The sequence below is a fragment of the Actinomadura syzygii genome, assembly GCF_008085905.1.
GTDB lineage: Bacteria > Actinomycetota > Actinomycetes > Streptosporangiales > Streptosporangiaceae > Spirillospora > Spirillospora syzygii.
The window spans coordinates 275,708-294,430 of sequence record NZ_VSFF01000011.1; the positions used below are offsets into that span (position 1 = coordinate 275,708).

Sequence of the window (18,723 nt, forward strand, 5' to 3'; positions counted from 1 at the left end):
CTCGCCTAGGCGGCGAGCAGCTTCCGGACGGGCTCGCCCGCCAGGTCCCGCACCTCGTGCGCGAAGTGCGCCTGGTCGGCGTAGCCCGCCGCGAACGCCGCGCCCGCGAGCGGCTCGCCCGCCCGCGCCAGCGCCAGCGCCCGCTGGAAGCGCAGCACCCGCTGCAGCGTCTTCGGCCCGTACCCGAACGCCGCCAGCGACCGCCGCCGGAGCTGCCGCTCGCTGAGGCCGAGGTCGTCGGCCACGTCCCGGACCGACCCTCCGGCGAGCCCGGCCAGCACCGCCGGGACGATCGGGTCCGCCGGACGGATCCGCGCGCGGACGGCCGCGACGAGCGTGCCGAGCGGGTCGTCCGCCGCCGCGACCGCGTCGGCGAGCCGGTCGGCCTCGTCGCCCCACAGGTCGCGCAGCGGGAGCCGAGCGTCGCGGATCGCGTCGGCCGGGACGCCGAGCACGGGCGGGGCCGTCCCCGGCCCGAACCGCACCGCCGCGACCGTGTGGCCCGGCGGCATGACCGCCGGGATGGGCCCCGTGTCAGGGCCCGCCACGAGAATCCCGGACGGGGACCACATGACGTCCACGCAGCCGTCCGGAACGACGCGCTGCGTGAACGGCTCCGCGTCCGCCGGGAGGGCCGCCGTCCAGGCGCAGGCCAGCCCCGGCGCCGGGAGCTCGCGGTATCCGGTGGGATTCACGCCTCCTGCATACCACCCCTCCTCGCGGGCAAGGCCATTGGTAAGCCTTAACCACAAGGAGGGCAATATGCCGAACAACGATCTCCAAGGCCGCACCATCGCCTTCCTCTGCGCCCCGGAGGGCACCGAGCAGGTCGAGCTGACCGAGCCCTGGCAGGCGGTCGAGCGGGCCGGGGGCACGCCGCGGCTCGTGTCCACCCAGTCCGGGCGGCTCCAGGCGTTCGACCACCTCGACAAGGCCGACACCTTCCCCGTCGACACCACCGTGGACGTCTCGGACCACACCGAGTTCGACGGCCTCCTCCTCCCCGGCGGCGTCGCCAACCCCGACTTCCTGCGCACGCAGCCGAACGCCGTCGCGTTCGCCAGGTCGTTCTTCGACGCGGGCAAGCCGGTCGCGGTCATCTGCCACGGCCCGTGGACGCTGATCGAGGCGGACGCCGTCCGCGGCCGCACCCTCACGTCCTGGCCGAGTCTCCAGACCGATCTGCGCAACGCGGGTGCGACGTGGGTGGACGAGGAGGTACACATCTGCGACCAGGGGCCGAACATCCTCGTCAGCAGCCGCAAGCCGGACGACCTCAAGGCGTTCTCGCAGGCCGCCGTCGACGCCTTCAAGCCCTGACCGGACGGCCCGGCGGCCCAGGTGACGGGGCTCGGGCGGTGCTCGGCGGGGTTCAACGGTGCGGCGGCCAGATGTGGTCTAGACCTCTGAGCTAGACCAATCGGTGAACCGGGGACGACCATATCCTGCACGAATATCGGTACCGACGAGTAACTAAGTACCGTTGTTGCCGTGACGCGTCGAGCCAAGATTGTCAGCACCATCGGTCCCGCCTGCTCCAGCGCGGAGCAGATCACCGCTCTCGTCGAGGCGGGCATCGACGTCGCCCGGCTCAACATGAGCCACGGCGACTACGCCGTCCACGAGGAGGTCTACCACCGGGTCCGGGCCGCCGCCGAGGCGACCGGGCGCGGCGTCGGCGTCCTCGCCGACCTCCAGGGCCCCAAGATCCGCATCGGCCGCTTCCCGGACGGCCCCGTACGGCTCACGCTCGGCGACGAGTTCACCGTCACGACCGAGGACGTCCCCGGCACCCGCCGCGAGGTGTCGACCACCTACCAGGGGCTGCCCGGCGACGTCGGGCCCGGCGACTCGATCCTCATCGACGACGGCCGCGTCGCCCTCAAGGTCACGTCCGTCGAGGGCCCCCGCGTGCACACCACGGTGACCGTCGGCGGCATGGTGTCCGACAACAAGGGGCTGAACCTCCCCGGCGTGCCGGTCAGCGTCCCGGCCCTCACCGAGAAGGACGAGCGCGACCTGCGCTGGGCCCTGCGGCTCGGCGTCGACCTCGTCGCGCTGTCGTTCGTCCGCACCCCGGCCGACGCCGACATCTGCTACCAGATCATGGAGGAGGAGGGCGTCCGCGTCCCCCTCATCGGCAAGATCGAGAAGCCGCAGGCGGTGGAGCGGCTGCCCGAGATCGTCGCCGCCTTCGACGGGATCATGGTCGCCCGCGGCGACCTCGGCGTCGAGCTGCCGCTCGAACAGGTCCCGATCGTGCAGAAGCGCGCGATCGAGCTGTGCCGCGAGAAGGCCCGGCCGGTGATCGTCGCCACCCAGATGCTGGAGTCGATGATCTCCTCGCCGCGGCCCACCCGCGCCGAGACCTCCGACGTCGCGAACGCCGTGTTCGAGGGCGCCGACGCCGTGATGCTCTCCGGCGAGACGAGCGTCGGGCAGTACCCGATCGAGTCCGTCCTGACGATGAGCCGGATCGTGCAGACCGCCGAGCAGGCCGCGCTGCAGGCCACCCACACGCTGCAGCGGATGCCGGAGACGGTCGGCGGCGCCATCGCCCGCGCCGCCGCCGAGGTCGGCGCGATCGTCGGCGCGGAGGCCCTCGCGGCGTTCACGATGTCCGGCGAGACGGCGCGGCGGCTGTCGCGCTACCGGTCGCCGATCCCGCTGCTGGCGTTCACGTCGGTGCCCGCCGTCCGGGGGCGGCTCGCGCACGTGTGGGGGGTGGAGACGTTCGTCGTCCCGCACGCCGACCACACCGACGCCATGTTCGGGCAGGTCGAGCAGGCGCTCCTCGAACTCGGCCGGTGCCAGAAGGGCGACAAGGTCGTCGTGGTGGCGGGCTCGCCGCCCGGCACCCACGGCTCGACCAACGCGCTGCGCGTCCACGCCCTCGGCGACGCGATCGGCATCCAGCACTGACGAGATCCAGCACTGACGGGATCCGGCACTGGCGGCCGGACACCGACCATCGGCGGCGCTGACGCCGCCCGCCCCGGGCCTTCCCCGCTCCGCCTTGCGAAAATTGCGCACCGCGCAGGGATCACCGGCCGGTCTCAATTCCCTTTCGCTCCGGAAAAGCGAGCGACGCCGACACGCCTGAGCTAACTCACGAAGGGGGTGCGGCGCCCGGGCGTCCACGACCATGGAGGCGTCCACGGGACGGATGAGCCGGGCCGCGAAGCGGCGGACGCGGAGAAAAGTGCCCCGAGTGGGATTCGAACCCACACTTGATGGTGTTTGAGACCATTTCCTCTGCCGTTGGGATATCGGGGCTCAGGTCCGGATAAACCGGACATCTGTGTTGCGTCGGCCTTGCGGTGCCGTGGCAGGGGCGGCTCCGGACCAGGGTAGCGGGTTTCGATAGGCTCATGCGCGTGGAGAGCGCTCGGCGAGTTGTCATCGCGGAAGACGAGGCCCTGATCCGGCTCGACCTGAAGGAGATGCTCCAGGAGGACGGCTACGACGTCGTCGGTGAGGCGGGGGACGGCGAGACGGCCGTGCGGCTCGCCGCCGAGCGCCGTCCCGACCTCGTGATCCTCGACGTCAAGATGCCCGTCCTGGACGGGATCTCCGCGGCCGAGCGGATCTCCGCCGACCGGATCGCCCCGGTGGTGATCCTCACGGCGTTCTCGCAGCGCGAGCTCGTCCAGCGGGCGACGGACGCGGGCGCGATGGCCTACCTCGTCAAGCCGTTCTCCAAGGCCGACCTCGCGCCCGCCATCGAGATGGCGGTCAGCCGGTACACCGAGCTGCGCGCGCTGGAGGCCGAGGTCGCGGGCCTCCAGGAGCGGCTGGAGACGCGCAAGGTCGTCGACCGCGCGAAGGGGCTGCTGCAGGAGGCGCACGGCTGGTCCGAGCCGGAGGCGTTCCGGTGGATCCAGAAGACCTCCATGGACCGCAGGCTCACGATGCGGGCCGTCGCGGAGGCGGTCGTCGCGGGCGCGACCGGGGGCTCCTCCCCGGGCCGGGACGAGCCCGCCGCGGGCTGACCGCGGGTTGACCCCATATCGCTGTCATCCGGCCCGTTGTCAAGGCCCATTCCCGACATCCCAGACTGGCCCGGAATGCTTACTCTGGGTAATCATGCCTGGCAACGCCGGGAATGGGATGAGCACAGGGGAGTAACGAACGAGTAACCCTTCTATCCGGGGGGCCTGCTCTGAGGCGGGTCAACGGTGTACGACATAGCTGATCCCCGAGTGACCGATTTCTCCATCCGAGGGCGTCGGCGTCGGGGCATGACTCGTACCCGATCCTCTCCCGGATCCGGATGGAAAGGTTGGGCACCTTGCGGCGCAACAAGATGAGGATCACCGGCGCGCTGGCGGTGAGCGCGGTTCTCGCGCTGAGCGCCGTGGCTTGTGGCGGAGACGACAAGGACTCCGGCGGCGGCGGTGGCAACGAGGTCACCATCGGGTTCATGGGCGACCTGACCGGTGAGAACTCGGGCCTCGTGATCCCGCCCTGGCAGGGCGCGCAGCTGGCCGTCGAGCAGTACAACGCGACGAACCCCAAGGTCAAGATCAAGCTCAAGAAGTACGACAGCCAGGGCAAGCCGGAGCAGGCGACGACGCTGGCGCAGGGCGCGGTCAAGAACGACAAGATCGTGGGCCTGATCGGCCCGGCCTTCTCGGGTGAGTCGCAGAGCGTCGCGCCGATCCTCGAAGAGGCGAAGATCCCGAGCGTCACGCCGTCCGCGACGAACGTGACGCTGGCGGAGAAGGGCTGGAAGTACTGGCACCGCGTGGTCGCCGACGACGCCGTGCAGAGCGCCGGCGCCGCGAACTTCCTGACCAAGGCGGCCGCGGCGAAGAAGATCTTCACCGTGTCCGACAACCAGGACTACGGCAAGGGCCTCGCCGACGCCATCGCGAAGGCGGCCGGCGGCGCGGGCGCGCAGACCCAGTCCGACGCGGTCGACGACAAGGCGACGGACTACTCCTCCACCGTCAACAAGATCAACCAGTTCAAGCCGGACGCGGTCTACTTCGGCGGCTACTACGCGGTCGCGGGACGCCTCTTCAAGCAGCTCCGCGAGGGCGGCTACAAGGGCAAGATGATGTCCGGCGACGGCTCGCTCGCCACCGGCCTGATCGAGGGCGCGGGCGAGAAGAACGCGCAGGGCGCGCTGCTGAGCTGCGGCTGCCTCATCGACGCCGAGGGCAAGACGAACGAGAAGGCCAAGAAGTTCGCCACCGACTACAAGGCGAAGTTCGGCTCCGACGTCGCGATCTACTCGACCGAGGGCTTCGACGCGGCCAGCACGTTCATCGAGGCGCTCAAGGCCGGCAAGTCCGAGCCCGAGGACATCAACGCCTTCCTGAAGACCGTGGACTTCCAGGGCGTCGGGAAGCAGATCAAGTTCGACGCCAACGGCGAGCTCGCCGCGCAGGACATCTTCATCTACGAGGTGAAGGGCAACCTCCTGCCGCTGCTCGGCAACAGCAACGAGGCCAAGCCGACCGCGTAGGCGTCACGGACGCCCACGACGAACCGTCCCCGTTCCGGGGGCCCCTGATGGCGCGGGAGCGGGAGCGCTACAGCGCTCCCGCTCCTTTTCACAAAGGCGACCGAAGGTGCTCGACGACTTCATCAATCAATTCTGGCCGTCGACCATCGACGGGCTTGCGCTGGGCGCGATCTACGCCCTGCTTGCCCTGGGCTACACGATGGTCTACGGCGTCCTCCGCCTGATCAACTTCGCACATGCCGACGTCTTCATGGTCGGGACTTTCGCGGCGCTCTGGTCCGTCCGGACCCTCGGCGTCTCCGACGTGGGCGGCTTCGCCCTGATCGGCGTGGTGGTGCTCATGGCGGTCGTCGCCGGCGCCGTCGCGGGCGGCGGCGCGATGCTCCTGGAGGTGACGGCCTACCGGCCGCTCCGCAAACGGGGGGCGTCGCGACTCGCGGCGCTGATCTCCGCCATCGGCGCGTCGATCTTCATCCAGCAGCTCATGGGCGCGGTCGTGGTCCACCGGGTGTTCGGCACCTCGAAGGAGGGCGGGAAGCTCGACGTCAACGAGCATTTCAAGAAGCTCTCCGACGTGGTGGACGTCGGCCCGATCCTCATCCGCAACGACCAGCTCCTCGTCTTCGTCGGCGCGGTGCTGATGATGGTCGCGCTGGACCAGTTCGTGAACCGGACGAAACTCGGCCGCGGCATCCGCTCCACCGCCCAGGACCCGGAGACCGCGGTCCTCATGGGCGTCAACATCGACCGCGTCGTGTCCACGACGTTCCTCGTCGGCGGCATCATGGCGGGCGTCGCCGCGGCGCTGTACTTCCTGCGCTTCGAGAGCACCAACTACTTCGTCGGGTTCCTGCTCGGCATCAAGGCGTTCACGGCCGCGGTGCTCGGCGGCATCGGCAACATCCGCGGCGCCCTGGTCGGCGGCTTCACGCTCGGGCTGCTGGAGATGTACGGGTCGAGCCTGTTCGGGTCGCAGTGGCGCGACGTCGTCGCCTTCTCCTTGCTGATCCTCGTCCTGATGTTCCGTCCCACCGGCATCCTCGGTGAGTCCCTCCAGCAGGCGCGCGCATGAACCTCACGAAGAACGGAAACGGAAACGACGGTCCGGGCGGCCTCCGGGCGGCCCGCGACAGACTGTCCCTCGACCCGCTCCGCAACGCGTGGTCGACCGCTCCCGGCCCGGTCCGCTGGGCCGTGTACCTCCTGCTCGTCATCGGCGGGCTGCTCCTGCCGAACCAGGCGATCGGCGAGTTCATGGCGCCGAGCGGCAGCGACTGGCCGTCCATGCTCAGCAACCAGATCGCGATCTACGTGCTCCTCGCCCTCGGCCTGAACGTGGTGGTCGGCATGGCCGGCCTCCTCGACCTCGGGTACGTGGCGTTCTACGCGGTCGGCGGCTACACGATGGCGATCTTCGCCACGAAGTACGGCTGGTCGTTCTGGGAGTCGCTCTTCCTCGCGATCGCGTTCGCGGGCCTGTCCGGGCTGATCCTCGGCGCGCCGACGCTGCGGCTGCGCGGCGACTACCTGGCGATCGTCACGCTCGGCTTCGGTGAGATCGTCAAGCGGACGGCGAACAACAGCTCCTACGTGAACGGTCCGCGCGGCGTGCAGGGCATCCCGCACCCGCCGACCCTGTCGGAGTTCGAGATCTTCGGCGTCCAGCCGCTCAAGTACGGGCTGCTGGACTCGCGGCCGTACTACTACCTGCTCCTGCTGTTCATCATCATCGCGATCATCTTCGTGAAGCGGCTCGAGCGGTCCAGGGTGGGCCGCGCGTGGGCCTCGATCCGCGAGGACGAGGACGCGGCCGAGCTGATGGGCGTCCCGACGTTCAAGTTCAAGCTGGCCGCGTTCGCGATCGGCGCGGCGATCGGCGGCAGCGGCGGCGTCGTGTTCGCCTCGCAGCAGACGTCGATCAACCCGCAGAACTTCGAGTTCCTCGTGTCGGCGCTGATCCTCGCCGGCGTCGTGCTCGGCGGCTCCGGCAACATCCCCGGCGTCATGCTCGGCGCCGCGGTGCTCGCCTGGCTCCCCGAGCGGTTCCGCGGCCTGTCCGACTACCGGATGCTGATCTTCGGCGCCGCGCTGGTGCTCATGATGATCTTCCGTCCGGAGGGCCTGTGGCCGTCCCGGCAGCGCAAGGCCGAGCTGGCCGAGGGCACCGGCGGCATGGGCAGCATGGGAGCCGAGGTGGCCGGGCCCGGTCAGACCGTCACGGCGGAGGAGGGCAAGTGAGCCTGGACAAGGGCGCCGCGGCGGGCGCCGGGACCGGCGCCGGGAAGGCCGCCGCGCCCGTGCTGGAGCTGCGGGACGTCGTCATGCGGTTCGGCGGCGTCGTCGCGCTCAACAAGGTGAACCTCACGATCGGCCAGGGCGACATCTTCGCGCTGATCGGCCCGAACGGGGCCGGGAAGACGACGGTGTTCAACGTCACCACCGGCGTGTACAAGCCGACCGAGGGCGAGGTCGTCTTCGGCGGCAAGCGCATCGACGGCAAGAAGCGGTACGCCGTCACGAAGCTCGGGGTGGCGCGGACGTTCCAGAACGTCCGGCTGTTCCACAACATGACGGCGGTCGAGAACGTCCTCGTCGGAACGGACGCCCACCACCGGACGGGCTTCGTCGGCGCGGCGCTCGGCCTGCCCTGGCACCGCAAGGAGGAGCGCCAGGGCCGGGAGAAGGCCCGCGAGCTGCTGGAGCTCGTGGGCATCCCGCACCGCGGCGAGGAGGCGGCGAAGAACCTCCCGTACGGCGACCAGCGGCGGCTGGAGATCGCGCGGGCGCTCGCCACCGATCCGCGGCTGCTGCTGCTGGACGAGCCCGCCGCCGGCATGAACCCGGCGGAGAAGGTCGCCCTGCAGGAGCTCATCCGCAAGATCCGCGACACGGGCGTGACGGTCCTGCTGATCGAGCACGACATGAGCCTCGTGATGGGGATCAGCGACCGGGTCGCGGTCCTGGACTTCGGCCAGAAGATCGCGGACGGGCTGCCCGCCGAGGTGCAGAACGACCCGCGCGTCATCGAGGCGTACCTGGGGGCTCCCGCCGATGCTTCTTGAGATCAAGGACATCCACGTCCACTACGGAAAGATCGCGGCGATCAAGGGCATCTCCGCGTCGGTCGACCAGGGTGAGATCGTCACGCTGATCGGCGCGAACGGCGCGGGGAAGACGACGACGCTGAAGACGATCTCCGGGCTGCGCTCGCTGTCGCGCGGGTCGATCCACTTCGACGGTCGCGACATCAGCGGCATGCAGGGGCACAAGCGCGTGCGCGTCGGCATCGGGCAGGCGCCCGAGGGACGCGGCGTCTTCCCCGGCATGACCGTCGAGGAGAACCTCCTCATGGGCGCCTACGCCCGCAAGGACGACCCGTCCAAGGAACTGGCCGAGGCGTACGAGCTGTTCCCGCGGCTCGCCGAGCGCCGCAGGCAGGCCGGCGGCACCATGTCCGGGGGCGAGCAGCAGATGCTCGCCATCGGCCGGGCGCTGATGGCCAAGCCCAAGGTGCTCCTGCTGGACGAGCCGTCCATGGGGCTCGCGCCCATGCTCGTCCAGCAGATCTTCACGATCATCCAGGAGATCAACCGGCGCGGCACGACGGTGCTGCTGGTGGAGCAGAACGCCCAGCAGGCGCTCCAGATCGCGCACCGCGCGTACGTGCTGGAGACCGGCCGGGTGGTGAAGTCGGCGCCCGCCGCCGAGCTGCTCGACGACCCGCAGGTCCGCGCCGCGTACCTGGGCGGCGACCTGGGCGACGCCGCGGGCGCGCCCGCCGAGGACGCGCCGCCGGAGGACGCCGGATAGCCGTTCGCCGCGCGCGCCCGCCGGATCCACGTGGATCCGGCGGGCGCGCGCTTTCCCGCGTCTTCTCGCGTCTCCGCGCCCTAGGGCAGCTCGATCTCGGCGGGCGCGGGCTGGCTGACCGCGCCGACCGGCGGCGAGCCGTAGAGCCGGACGGCCTTCGCCTTCGCGCCGCGCGGGACGTCGAACCACAGGTCGAACTCGACGCGCATGGACGCCCCGACCGACAGCCGCTCCGGCTGCCGTTTGATCATCGTGGCGTTGACGTCGGGGGAGTGGACCTTGCCGTCGGCGGTGACGAGCCGCTGCTTCCAGGTGTCGAAGACCTGGATGTCGCGCCCGGTGTTGACCGCGAGGAGGCGGATGCGGGTGAAGGCGCCCTTGGCGTCCATCGCGGCGTGGGTGCCCATCACGTCCGTCATGCCCTGCCGGAAGCCGATGACGGTGAAGCTCGTGTCGGCGCTGCGTCCCGTCCTGCCCTCGGGGACGGCCTCGCCCTCGCGGGCCGTCTCGGCCGGGATCCTGTAGGCGGGCGGCGCCTTGGCGTGCCCGGACCCCGAGCAGCCCGCCAGGGCCGCGGCGAGGCCGAGCGCGAGTGCGAGTGCGAAGGCGAGTGCGAGCGCGGCGGGTGCGCGGCCGGCGCGTGGCCGTGTCCCGAGGACGTGCGTGCTACGGGAGGGCATGTCCGGAACGTACGGCGGAACGCGGCACGGGTGAACGCGGCGGGGCGTTTCGCAACGCAACCGCAACCACTGTCGGCCTTACACCGGTGTCGGCATGTCTGGCGTCCGGCGCGTCCGGGCCCGGACATGCGTTGACCCGGGATCACCTTTGGGGCCGTACGAACCTTCCCCGGGCGCGTACGTTGTCTACTCGGTGATCCCGGGCCGTTCCGTGCCACGCTACAGACCTCGGGCGGCGCATCGCAAAGAAAGTCCGGATCGTACCGTTTCAACCCGATCGGTCGTCCGGACCGGTCCGGTCAGCCGCCGGGGGCGTCGCGGAGCATGCAGGTCAGGCGGGCGGTGCAGATCCGCCGGTCCCGGTCGTCGGTGAGGACGATCTCGTAGGTGGCGAGCGTCCGGCCGCCGTGCGTGCGGGTCGCGACGCCCGTCACGTGCCCCTCGGTCGCCGACCGGTGGTGGGTGGCGTTGATCTCGACGCCGACCGCGATCCGCCCCGGGCCCGCGTGCAGCGCTGCGCCGAGGGACCCGAGCGACTCCGCGAGGACGCACGACGCGCCCCCGTGCAGCAGCCCGTACGGCTGGGTGTTGCCCTTCACCGGCATCCGTCCGACGACCCGCTCCGGGGACGCCTCCAGGACCTCGACCCCCATGGTCTTCGCCAGGTCGCCGTACTGGTCGGCCCCGGCGTTCGTCGCGGCGCCGTCCCGGGGGGCCGCGCCGTCCGTCTCAGTCACTTACACCCTGCCTTTCCTGGGGGGCGACCCCGGAGGCCGGGAGACACCGGCCTCAGCGAAACTGTCGTGGTCGCAGACTAGAGTCCTCGTGTGGCGACGACAGCGACGACCCCTGACAAGCGTGACCGGCTCCTTCTGCTCGACGGGCACTCCCTGGCCTACCGGGCGTTCTTCGCCTTGCCCGTGGAGAACTTCTCAACGTCCGACGGGCAGCCGACCAACGCCGTGTACGGCTTCACCTCGATGCTCATCAACGTCCTGCGCGACGAGCAGCCCACGCACATCGCGGTGGCGTTCGACCGCTCCGAGCCGACGTTCCGGCACGAGCAGTACGTCGAGTACAAGGCGGGCCGCCAGAAGGCGCCCGACGAGTTCCGCAGCCAGGTCAGCCTGATCTTCGAGGTGCTGGACGCGCTGCGCGTCCCGCGCCTCTCGGTCGCCGGGTTCGAGGCCGACGACATCATCGCCACGCTGTCCGTCCAGGCCGTCGCCGCGGGCATGCGGACGCTCATCGTCACCGGCGACCGCGACGCCTTCCAGCTCGTCAACGACGACGTCACGGTCCTGTACCCGGTCCGCGGCGTCTCCGAGCTCTCCCGGATGGACCCGGCCGCCGTCCAGGCCCGCTACGGCGTCCCGCCCGAGCGGTACCGCGAGCTCGCCGCGCTCGTCGGGGAGAGCAGCGACAACCTCCCCGGCGTCCCCGGCGTCGGCCCGAAGACCGCCGCGAAGTGGCTCGCCAAGTACGGCGACCTCGACGCGCTCGTCGCCCGCGTCGAGGAGATCAAGGGCAAGGCGGGCGACAGCCTGCGCGAGCACCTCGCCGGCGTGCTGCGCAACCAGCAGCTCAACAAGCTCGACACCGGGGTCGGCCTCGAACTGACGCCGCCGCAGCTCGCCATGGGCCAGTGGGACCGCGACGAGATCCACACCCTGTTCGACTCGCTGCAGTTCCGCGTCCTGCGCGAGCGGCTGTACGCGACGCTGTCGACCGCCGAGCCGGAGGCCGACGAGGGCTTCGACGTCCAGGTCGACGCGCTGGAGCCCGGCGCGCTCGGCGCCTGGCTGGAGGCCGGCTCCGGCGACCGGCTCGGCGTCGCCGTCACCGGCACGTGGGGGCGCGGCACCGGCGAGATCACCGCGCTGGCGCTCGCGTCCAAGGACGGTCCGGCCGTCCACCTCGACCCCGCCGAGCTGATCGAGGACGACGAGCGCGCGCTCGCCGCCTACCTCGCCGACCCGAAGCGCCCGAAGGCGATCCACGAGGCGAAGGGGCCGATGCTGGCGCTCGCCGCCCGCGGCCTCACCCTCGCGGGCGTCACCAGCGACACCGCGCTCGCCGCCTACCTCGCCCTGCCCGGCCAGCGGACGTTCGACCTCGCCGACCTCGCCCTCCGCTACCTGCACCGCGAGCTGCGCACCGAGAGCGAGGACAACGGGCAGCTCACCCTCGACGGCTCCGGCGAGGAGGAGGCCGCCGAGGCGCTCGCCGTGCGCGCCCGCGCCGTCACCGAGCTGGCCGACGTCCTCGACCGCGACCTCGACAAGCGCGGCGCGACCCGGCTGCTGCACGAGGTGGAGCTGCCGCTCGTCGGCGTCCTCGCGGGCATGGAGCGAGCCGGGATCGCCGTCGACAACGACCACCTCGCGGGCATGTCGGCCTCGTTCGGCGGCGAGGTCAAGGAGCAGGAGCAGGCGGCCCACGCGGCGGTCGGCCACGAGTTCAACCTCGGGTCGCCGAAGCAGGTGCAGCAGGTCCTGTTCGACGAGCTGAACCTGCCGAAGACCAAGCGGACCAAGACCGGCTACACCACCGACTCCGAGGCCCTCACCAACCTGCTGGAGAAGGAGCCGCACCCCGTCCTGGAGCGCATCCTCCGGTGGCGCGAGGTCGCCAAGCTCAAGAGCATCGTCGACTCGCTCATCCCGATGGCCGACGACGCCGGGCGCATCCACACCACGTTCAACCAGATGATCGCCGCGACGGGGCGGCTGTCGTCCACCGACCCGAACCTGCAGAACATCCCCATCCGGACGGCGGAAGGACGCCAGATCCGCGAGGGCTTCGTCGTGGGCGAGGGCTACGAGTCGCTCCTCACCGCCGACTACTCGCAGATCGAGCTGCGCATCATGGCGCACCTCTCCGAGGACGCCGCGCTCCTGGAGGCGTTCGGCTCCGGCGCCGACTTCCACACCATCACCGCGTCCCGGGTGTTCGGGCTGCCGCCCGACCAGATCGACTCCGAGCTGCGCGCCCGGATCAAGGCGATGAACTACGGCCTCGCCTACGGCCTGTCGGAGTACGGCCTGTCGCAGCAGCTCCGCATCCCACCCGCCGAGGCCCGCGAGCTGATGACCGAGTACTTCGAGCAGTTCGGCGGCGTCCGCGACTACCTGCGCGACATCGTCGGCAAGGCCCGCCACGACGGCTACACCGAGACCATCCTCGGCCGCCGCCGCTACCTGCCCGACCTGAACTCAGACAACCGGCAGCGCCGCGAGATGGCCGAGCGGATGGCCCTCAACGCGCCGATCCAGGGCTCGGCCGCCGACATCATCAAGGTCGCCAGTCTGAACGTCGACCGCGCGCTGAACGCGGCGGGCCTCACGTCCCGGATGCTCCTCCAGGTCCACGACGAACTGGTCTTCGAGGTGGCCCCCGGCGAACTGGACGACCTCAAGACCTTGGTGAGCAAGGAGATGGCGAGCGCCTACGAACTCCAAGCCCCCCTGAGCGTCTCCATGGGCACCGGCCGCACCTGGCAAGAAGCAGCCCACTAGCCCAGGACAACCGCCGAAAGACGGGCCGTTTCCCGAGCCGCGAACGCGGACCGGGAAACGGCCCGTCGTGCGCCACGGGGGTTCCAGAGGGTGCCCGCCTGGGTGTATTCACCTCCCTGGATAAACAACCATCTTGGGGGTAGGCGAGCGGGTGTCCGTGGATGTCCGGAGGGTCGTACGCTGTCCACCGGGTCCTGTCAGGTCGCTCGGCGGGGGGGTAGCGTGCCTCTGCTTCACAAGATCGCTGGAGTCGTGGTTGTCTGGGCGGTGATCCTGGGGCTCACTCTCCCCGGGCATCGGCGGGACAAGGAGCAGAGCGCTCAGCGGGCCGGTGCGGCCGTGAAAGCGCCTGCCGCTGCCCACGCGGCCAAGGCGACGGGGAAAGCCGTACCGGGTGCCTCAGGGGCGTCTGGGAGTCCTTTGCCGTCTGCGACGCCGACCGCGCCGATTCCGGCGGCGGCGCCGGGAGCGGTGGCGGTCAAGGCGAACGAGCTGGGGCAGGTCCCGGTGCTGATGTACCACCGGATCGTCCCGAAGCCGGAGATGTCGCTCGACCGGTCGACGAAGGAGCTGTACGACGAGCTGACGCGGCTCGCCAAGGGCGGCTACGTGCCGGTCACGGCGGCGGAGTTCGTCAACGGGGTGTTCAACGTCCCGGCGGGCAGGCACCCGGTGGTGCTGACCTTCGACGACAGCACGCCCGGCCATTTCGCGCTCGACGCGGCGGGCAACCCGAAGCCGGACACGGCGGTCGCGATCATCCTGCGGGTCGCGCAGGAGAACCCCGGGTTCCGTCCGACGGCGACGTTCTACCTGAACAAGGAGCTGTTCGGGATGGACGACACACAGGCCCCGGCCGGGCTGAACTGGCTGCGCCGGCACGGGTTCGAGCTGGGCAACCACACGGTGTCCCACCCGAGCCTCGCCGGGATGCCCGAGAAGCGGGTGCAGGACGAGATCGGCGGCATGGAGGACCGGATCGTCCGGCTGACGGGCGCCCACACGACGACGTTCGCCTACCCGTTCGGGGCCGTCCCGAGGAAGAAGGCGTGGGCCGAGAAGGAGAACGGCCGGTACGCCTTCCAGGGGATCTTCCTCGCCGGGTGGCGGCCGTCCATCTCGCCGTTCGACGAGGACTTCGACCGGTGGAACATCGACCGGGTCCGCTCCGAGGGCAAGATCAAGGAGAACGACTGCACCCGGTACTGCTCGACCGCGTGGTTGGAATATCTGGACAAGAACCCGGATGAGCGGTACACATCTGACGGCGATCCGAACACCGTGACGTTTCCGAGGACCGCCGAGGACCGGCTGGCCAAGGGATTCCGCGGTCGGGCGCGCGCCTACTGAGCCGACGCGCGCCGAACCGGATTGACCACGCGCGGCTGGTCCCATATCCTGATCGCTGCGCTGTGGGCCTGCGCGCCTCGGACGGAGCAGGCTCGCGCTCGGTCAGGTCGGCGACCTCGGTTCGGTTCACTGACGCGGCAGCGACCGCGTCCCATTCCGGTCTTCGGCAGGGCGGTACCGGCCCTCCGCGCATAACCCATACGACTTCCATGTCCGTACCGGAGCCAGCCGACACATGACGAGCAGCACCGAGGCCACCTCGACCACCCCGCAGGTAGCGGTCAACGACATCGGGTCCGAGGAAGCCTTCCTCGCCGCGATCGACGAGACCATCAAGTACTTCAACGACGGCGACATTGTCGAAGGCACTGTCGTCAAGGTCGATCGTGACGAGGTCCTCCTCGACATCGGCTACAAGACCGAGGGCGTCATTCCCTCGCGTGAGCTGTCCATCAAGCACGATGTCGACCCCAACGAGGTCGTCTCCGTGGGAGACCACGTCGAGGCGCTCGTCCTCCAGAAGGAGGACAAGGAGGGGCGACTGATCCTGTCCAAGAAGCGCGCTCAGTACGAGCGCGCCTGGGGCACGATCGAGAAGATCAAGGACGAGGACGGCATCGTCACGGGCACGGTCATCGAGGTCGTCAAGGGCGGCCTCATCCTCGACATCGGGCTGCGCGGCTTCCTGCCGGCGTCCCTGGTCGAGATGCGCCGCGTCCGCGACCTGCAGCCCTACGTGGGCCGCGAGCTCGAAGCCAAGATCATCGAGCTGGACAAGAACCGCAACAACGTGGTCCTGTCCCGCCGCGCCTGGCTGGAGCAGACGCAGAGCGAGGTCCGCCAGACCTTCCTCAACACCCTGCAGAAGGGCCAGGTCCGCAAGGGCGTCGTGTCCTCGATCGTCAACTTCGGCGCCTTCGTCGACCTCGGCGGCGTGGACGGGCTCGTGCACGTCTCCGAACTGTCCTGGAAGCACATCGACCACCCGTCCGAGGTGGTCGAGGTCGGCCAGGAGGTCACGGTCGAGGTCCTGGACGTCGACATGGAGCGCGAGCGGGTCTCGCTGTCGCTCAAGGCGACGCAGGAAGACCCGTGGCAGCAGTTCGCCCGCACCCACCAGATCGGGCAGGTCGTGCCCGGGCGCGTCACCAAGCTGGTGCCGTTCGGCGCGTTCGTCCGCGTCGAGGAGGGCATCGAGGGCCTGGTGCACATCTCCGAGCTGGCCGAGCGCCACGTGGAGATCCCCGAGCAGGTCGTCCAGGTCGGCGACGAGATCTTCGTGAAGATCATCGACATCGACCTCGACCGGCGCCGGATCAGCCTGTCGCTCAAGCAGGCCAACGAGGGCGCCGCCGGGATCGAGGAAGAGGACTTCGACCCGACCCTGTACGGCATGCCCGCCGAGTACGACGAGCAGGGGAACTACAAGTACCCCGAGGGCTTCGACGCCGAGACCGGCGAATGGCTGGACGGCTTCGACGAGCAGCGCGAGACCTGGGAGCGGCAGTACGCCGAGGCCCGGTCCCGCTTCGACGCCCACCGGCGGCAGATCGAGGAGGCCCGCAAGGCCGAGGCCGAGGCGGGCGCCGAGCCCGCGTCCGGCGGCGGCGGCGGGGGCGAGACCTCCTACTCCGGCGGCGGGGAGAGCGAGTCCGGTGGCGCCCTCGCCACCGACGAGGCGCTCGCCGCGCTGCGGGAGAAGCTCTCCGGCGGCCAGTGACGGAACCGTCGACCACCGCCGCGCAGCTCCATCGCGCGGCGGTGGTCGCGTTCCACCGGTGATCCAGCGGCCACGGCCGGAGGACGATCCGACCGGATCGCGCTCCGGCCGTGCTCGGCTGCGCCGGGTCCGATAGCTTTGCCGTCGTCCCCGAAGGTCCGCCCGTCCCCCGGAGCTCTCGTTCAATTGGCCAGCACAGACGCCGACGTCGGCACGAGGACCGGCGGCCCCGCCGCGGCCGGGCCGTCCATCGTCCCGCAGGGGCCGGCGCGGCTCGCGCTGATCGCGGTCACCGTCGCGGTCCTCGCGCAGACCCTGCGGTTCTCCCTACCCCAGTTCGACCACTTCGCCGACGACGCCGGGGTCGGCGCCGCCGGCGCCGCCATCCTCGCCGTGTACCTGGTGGGGTTCGCCGCGCCGCTGATCCGCCGCGCCGCGGGCCCGCGCGGGCTGCTCGCCACCGGGATCGGCGGGCTGCTCGCCGTCCGGCTGCTGGCGCAGGCGATCGACCCGCGCACCTGGCTGGCCTTCGTGGGCACCGCGGTCGGCATGATCGCGATCGCGGCGCTGTACGAGGGCGCCCGCGGCCTGTCCGGCGTCGGGTTCGCCACGGCCACCGTCGCCGGGCTGTCGATCGACACCGCGGTGCGGATGTGCTTCGCCACCTGGGACCCGGTCTGGCGCGACGGCCTCGGCCCGTGGCTCGCCTGCCTGGCGTTCGTCGGCCTCGGCGCCGCCGCGCTGTACCGCGAGCTCGCGTCCGGGCCGGTCACAGCGCCCGGGATCTCCTGGCGGGACGCGCTCGGCGCCGCCGCCTTCGGACCGTTCCTCGCCCTCCAGGTGCTGGTGCTCTCCAGCCCGGCGTTCGTGGCGTCGTCCGGCTGGCAGTCGCTGACCGGGGCGCACGTCGCGATCGTCATCGGGCAGGGGCTCGCGCTGGCGTTCCTCGCGTCCGGGCTCGCCGTCCGGGCCGTCCCGGGCGGGGTGTGCGTGCTCGGCGGGACGGTCCTCGGGGTCGGCGCGGGCGCCGCCGCCGGGACCTACGCGATCTCCGGCATCGAGATCGTCCCGATCGTGATCGTCGGGCAGGTGCTGGCCGCGTGGCTGCTCGCGGTGGCGTGCCGCGCGCCGCTGCGCCGCGCCGGGACCGGCGGGCCCGTCCGGCGGGTCGACGCGGGCGCCGCGCTCGGCGGCCTGCTGATCGTCGTGGTGCTCGTCCCGTACCAGGTCAGCGCCGTGTCGCCGCTGCCGTTCCCGAACAACCTGCTGCCCGGCCTCGCCGGGATCCTGCTCGGCGGGCTCGCCGCGATCACGGCCGCCCGCGGCGGTCCGCTGCCCGCCCGCGCGCCGGTGCGCGCCGCCGGGGCGGGGGCCGCCGCGCTCCTGCTGCTGTCCGGGACGGTCGTGTTCACCCTGGCCGCGCCGGACGGCAAGGCGCAGGCCGCGCCCGTCCCCGGCCAGGTGCGGGTGCTCAGCTACAACATCCACGACGCGGTCGACCAGTCCGGGCGGCTCGACCCCGAGGGCATCGCGCGGGTCATCGAGGGGCAGCGGGCGCAGGTCGTCCTGCTGCAGGAGGCCGGGCGCGGGTCGCTGCTGTCCGGCACCACCGACGTCGGCGTGTGGCTGTCGCGGCGCCTCGGCATGAAGCTCATCTGGGGCCCGGCCGCCGACGGCCAGTTCGGCAACGCGATCCTGACGTCGCTGCCGGTGCGCAGCTCCGGGACGGGCCGGATGCCGCGCGGCGACTGGTCGCAGATCCGCGGCTACGTGTGGGCGCGGCTCGCGGTCGGCGCGACCACCATGGACGTGTGGTCCACGCACCTTGAGGGCGGCGACGACCGGGCGGACGAGCGCCGCCGCGAGGTCGCGGCGCTGCTGCGCGCCTGGGGCGGCGCGCCGCGCACGCTGATCGGCGGCGACTTCAACGCCGGTCCCGGCAGCCGGGAGATCGCCGCGCTGACCGACGGCACCGACCTGCGCAGCGTCGCGATCGGCGACGACTCGTCCCCGACCACGTCGGAGGGTGCCCGGGTCGACTGGATCTTCGGCTCGGACGGCGTCCTCGTCACCGACTACGACGTGCCGCGCTCGGACGCGTCCAACCACTATCCGGTGGCCGTGACGGTCAGGATCGGCCGCTGACCGGACCCGCCCCGATTCCGCCGCTAG

General features: G+C 71.1%; 15 protein-coding genes and 1 tRNA gene. 12 read left to right on the top strand and 4 right to left on the bottom strand.

Annotation, left to right across the window (positions count from 1 at the left end; all coding sequences use genetic code 11):
* Positions 1-5: 5 nt before the first annotated feature.
* Positions 6-695 (bottom strand): helix-turn-helix domain-containing protein, encoded by a 690-nt coding sequence (locus tag FXF65_RS29230; RefSeq protein WP_246199187.1) that lies wholly within the window; start codon positions 693-695, stop codon positions 6-8.
* A 67-nt stretch (positions 696-762) separates the two neighbouring features.
* Here FXF65_RS29230 and FXF65_RS29235 point away from each other — a divergent pair, with 67 nt between their 5' ends.
* Both FXF65_RS29235 and pyk read left to right on the top strand, forming a co-directional pair.
* Positions 763-1,320 carry a type 1 glutamine amidotransferase domain-containing protein gene (locus tag FXF65_RS29235; protein WP_148353261.1) on the top strand — a complete coding sequence of 186 codons (558 nt, stop codon included), beginning with the start codon at positions 763-765 and terminating at the stop codon, positions 1,318-1,320.
* Positions 1,321-1,491: 171 nt separating this feature from the next.
* Complete coding sequence (gene pyk / locus FXF65_RS29240; protein ID WP_148353262.1) at positions 1,492-2,922, top strand: pyruvate kinase; 1,431 nt, start codon at positions 1,492-1,494, stop codon at positions 2,920-2,922.
* Between the two features lie 281 nt (positions 2,923-3,203).
* On the opposite strand, the gene FXF65_RS29245 is transcribed toward pyk, so the two are convergent.
* Positions 3,204-3,276: transfer RNA gene (locus tag FXF65_RS29245), tRNA-Leu, on the bottom strand.
* Positions 3,277-3,371: 95 nt separating this feature from the next.
* Between FXF65_RS29245 and FXF65_RS29250 the strand changes: the two genes are divergently transcribed.
* The 6 genes from FXF65_RS29250 (at position 3,372) to FXF65_RS29275 (ending at position 9,283) form a co-directional block, all read left to right on the top strand.
* Positions 3,372-3,992 carry an ANTAR domain-containing response regulator gene (locus tag FXF65_RS29250; RefSeq protein WP_148353263.1) on the top strand — a complete coding sequence of 207 codons (621 nt, stop codon included), beginning with the start codon at positions 3,372-3,374 and terminating at the stop codon, positions 3,990-3,992.
* A gap of 314 nt (positions 3,993-4,306) precedes the next feature.
* On the top strand, positions 4,307-5,473 hold the full coding sequence (locus tag FXF65_RS29255) for a branched-chain amino acid ABC transporter substrate-binding protein (RefSeq protein ID WP_148353264.1): 1,167 nt from the start codon (positions 4,307-4,309) through the stop codon (positions 5,471-5,473).
* Positions 5,474-5,579: 106 nt separating this feature from the next.
* Positions 5,580-6,545 (top strand): branched-chain amino acid ABC transporter permease, encoded by a 966-nt coding sequence (locus tag FXF65_RS29260; RefSeq protein ID WP_148353265.1) that lies wholly within the window; start codon positions 5,580-5,582, stop codon positions 6,543-6,545.
* Positions 6,542-7,711, top strand: a complete 1,170-nt coding sequence (locus FXF65_RS29265) for a branched-chain amino acid ABC transporter permease (protein ID WP_148353266.1) — start codon at positions 6,542-6,544, stop codon at positions 7,709-7,711. The genes FXF65_RS29260 and FXF65_RS29265 overlap by 4 nt, the downstream gene beginning before the upstream one ends.
* Positions 7,708-8,535: an ABC transporter ATP-binding protein gene (locus tag FXF65_RS29270; protein WP_281288956.1), complete on the top strand. Its 828-nt coding sequence runs from the start codon at positions 7,708-7,710 to the stop codon at positions 8,533-8,535. The genes FXF65_RS29265 and FXF65_RS29270 overlap by 4 nt, the downstream gene beginning before the upstream one ends.
* Positions 8,525-9,283 carry an ABC transporter ATP-binding protein gene (locus FXF65_RS29275; protein WP_148353267.1) on the top strand — a complete coding sequence of 253 codons (759 nt, stop codon included), beginning with the start codon at positions 8,525-8,527 and terminating at the stop codon, positions 9,281-9,283. Before FXF65_RS29270 ends, FXF65_RS29275 begins: the two co-directional genes overlap by 11 nt.
* An 80-nt stretch (positions 9,284-9,363) precedes the next feature.
* On the opposite strand, the gene FXF65_RS29280 is transcribed toward FXF65_RS29275, so the two are convergent.
* Positions 9,364-9,963 carry a DUF4352 domain-containing protein gene (locus tag FXF65_RS29280; protein ID WP_148353268.1) on the bottom strand — a complete coding sequence of 200 codons (600 nt, stop codon included), beginning with the start codon at positions 9,961-9,963 and terminating at the stop codon, positions 9,364-9,366.
* Between the two features lie 299 nt (positions 9,964-10,262).
* A complete protein-coding gene (locus tag FXF65_RS29285; protein ID WP_148762313.1) occupies positions 10,263-10,616 on the bottom strand; it encodes a PaaI family thioesterase in 354 nt (117 codons plus the stop codon).
* A 174-nt stretch (positions 10,617-10,790) separates the two neighbouring features.
* On the opposite strand from FXF65_RS29285, the gene polA reads away from it, so the two are divergent.
* The 4 genes from polA (at position 10,791) to FXF65_RS29305 (ending at position 18,696) form a co-directional block, all read left to right on the top strand.
* Complete coding sequence (gene polA, locus FXF65_RS29290; protein WP_148353269.1) at positions 10,791-13,481, top strand: DNA polymerase I; 2,691 nt, start codon at positions 10,791-10,793, stop codon at positions 13,479-13,481.
* A 420-nt stretch (positions 13,482-13,901) separates the two neighbouring features.
* On the top strand, positions 13,902-14,831 hold the full coding sequence (locus FXF65_RS29295) for a polysaccharide deacetylase family protein (RefSeq protein WP_246199188.1): 930 nt from the start codon (positions 13,902-13,904) through the stop codon (positions 14,829-14,831).
* Between the two features lie 235 nt (positions 14,832-15,066).
* Positions 15,067-16,551, top strand: coding sequence for a 30S ribosomal protein S1 (gene rpsA, locus FXF65_RS29300; protein ID WP_148353271.1), 1,485 nt, complete (start codon positions 15,067-15,069; stop codon positions 16,549-16,551).
* 186 nt (positions 16,552-16,737) lie between these two features.
* Entirely contained in the window at positions 16,738-18,696 is a 1,959-nt protein-coding gene (locus tag FXF65_RS29305) for an endonuclease/exonuclease/phosphatase family protein (RefSeq protein WP_148353272.1), read from the top strand.
* The last annotated feature ends 27 nt before the right edge of the window (positions 18,697-18,723 follow it).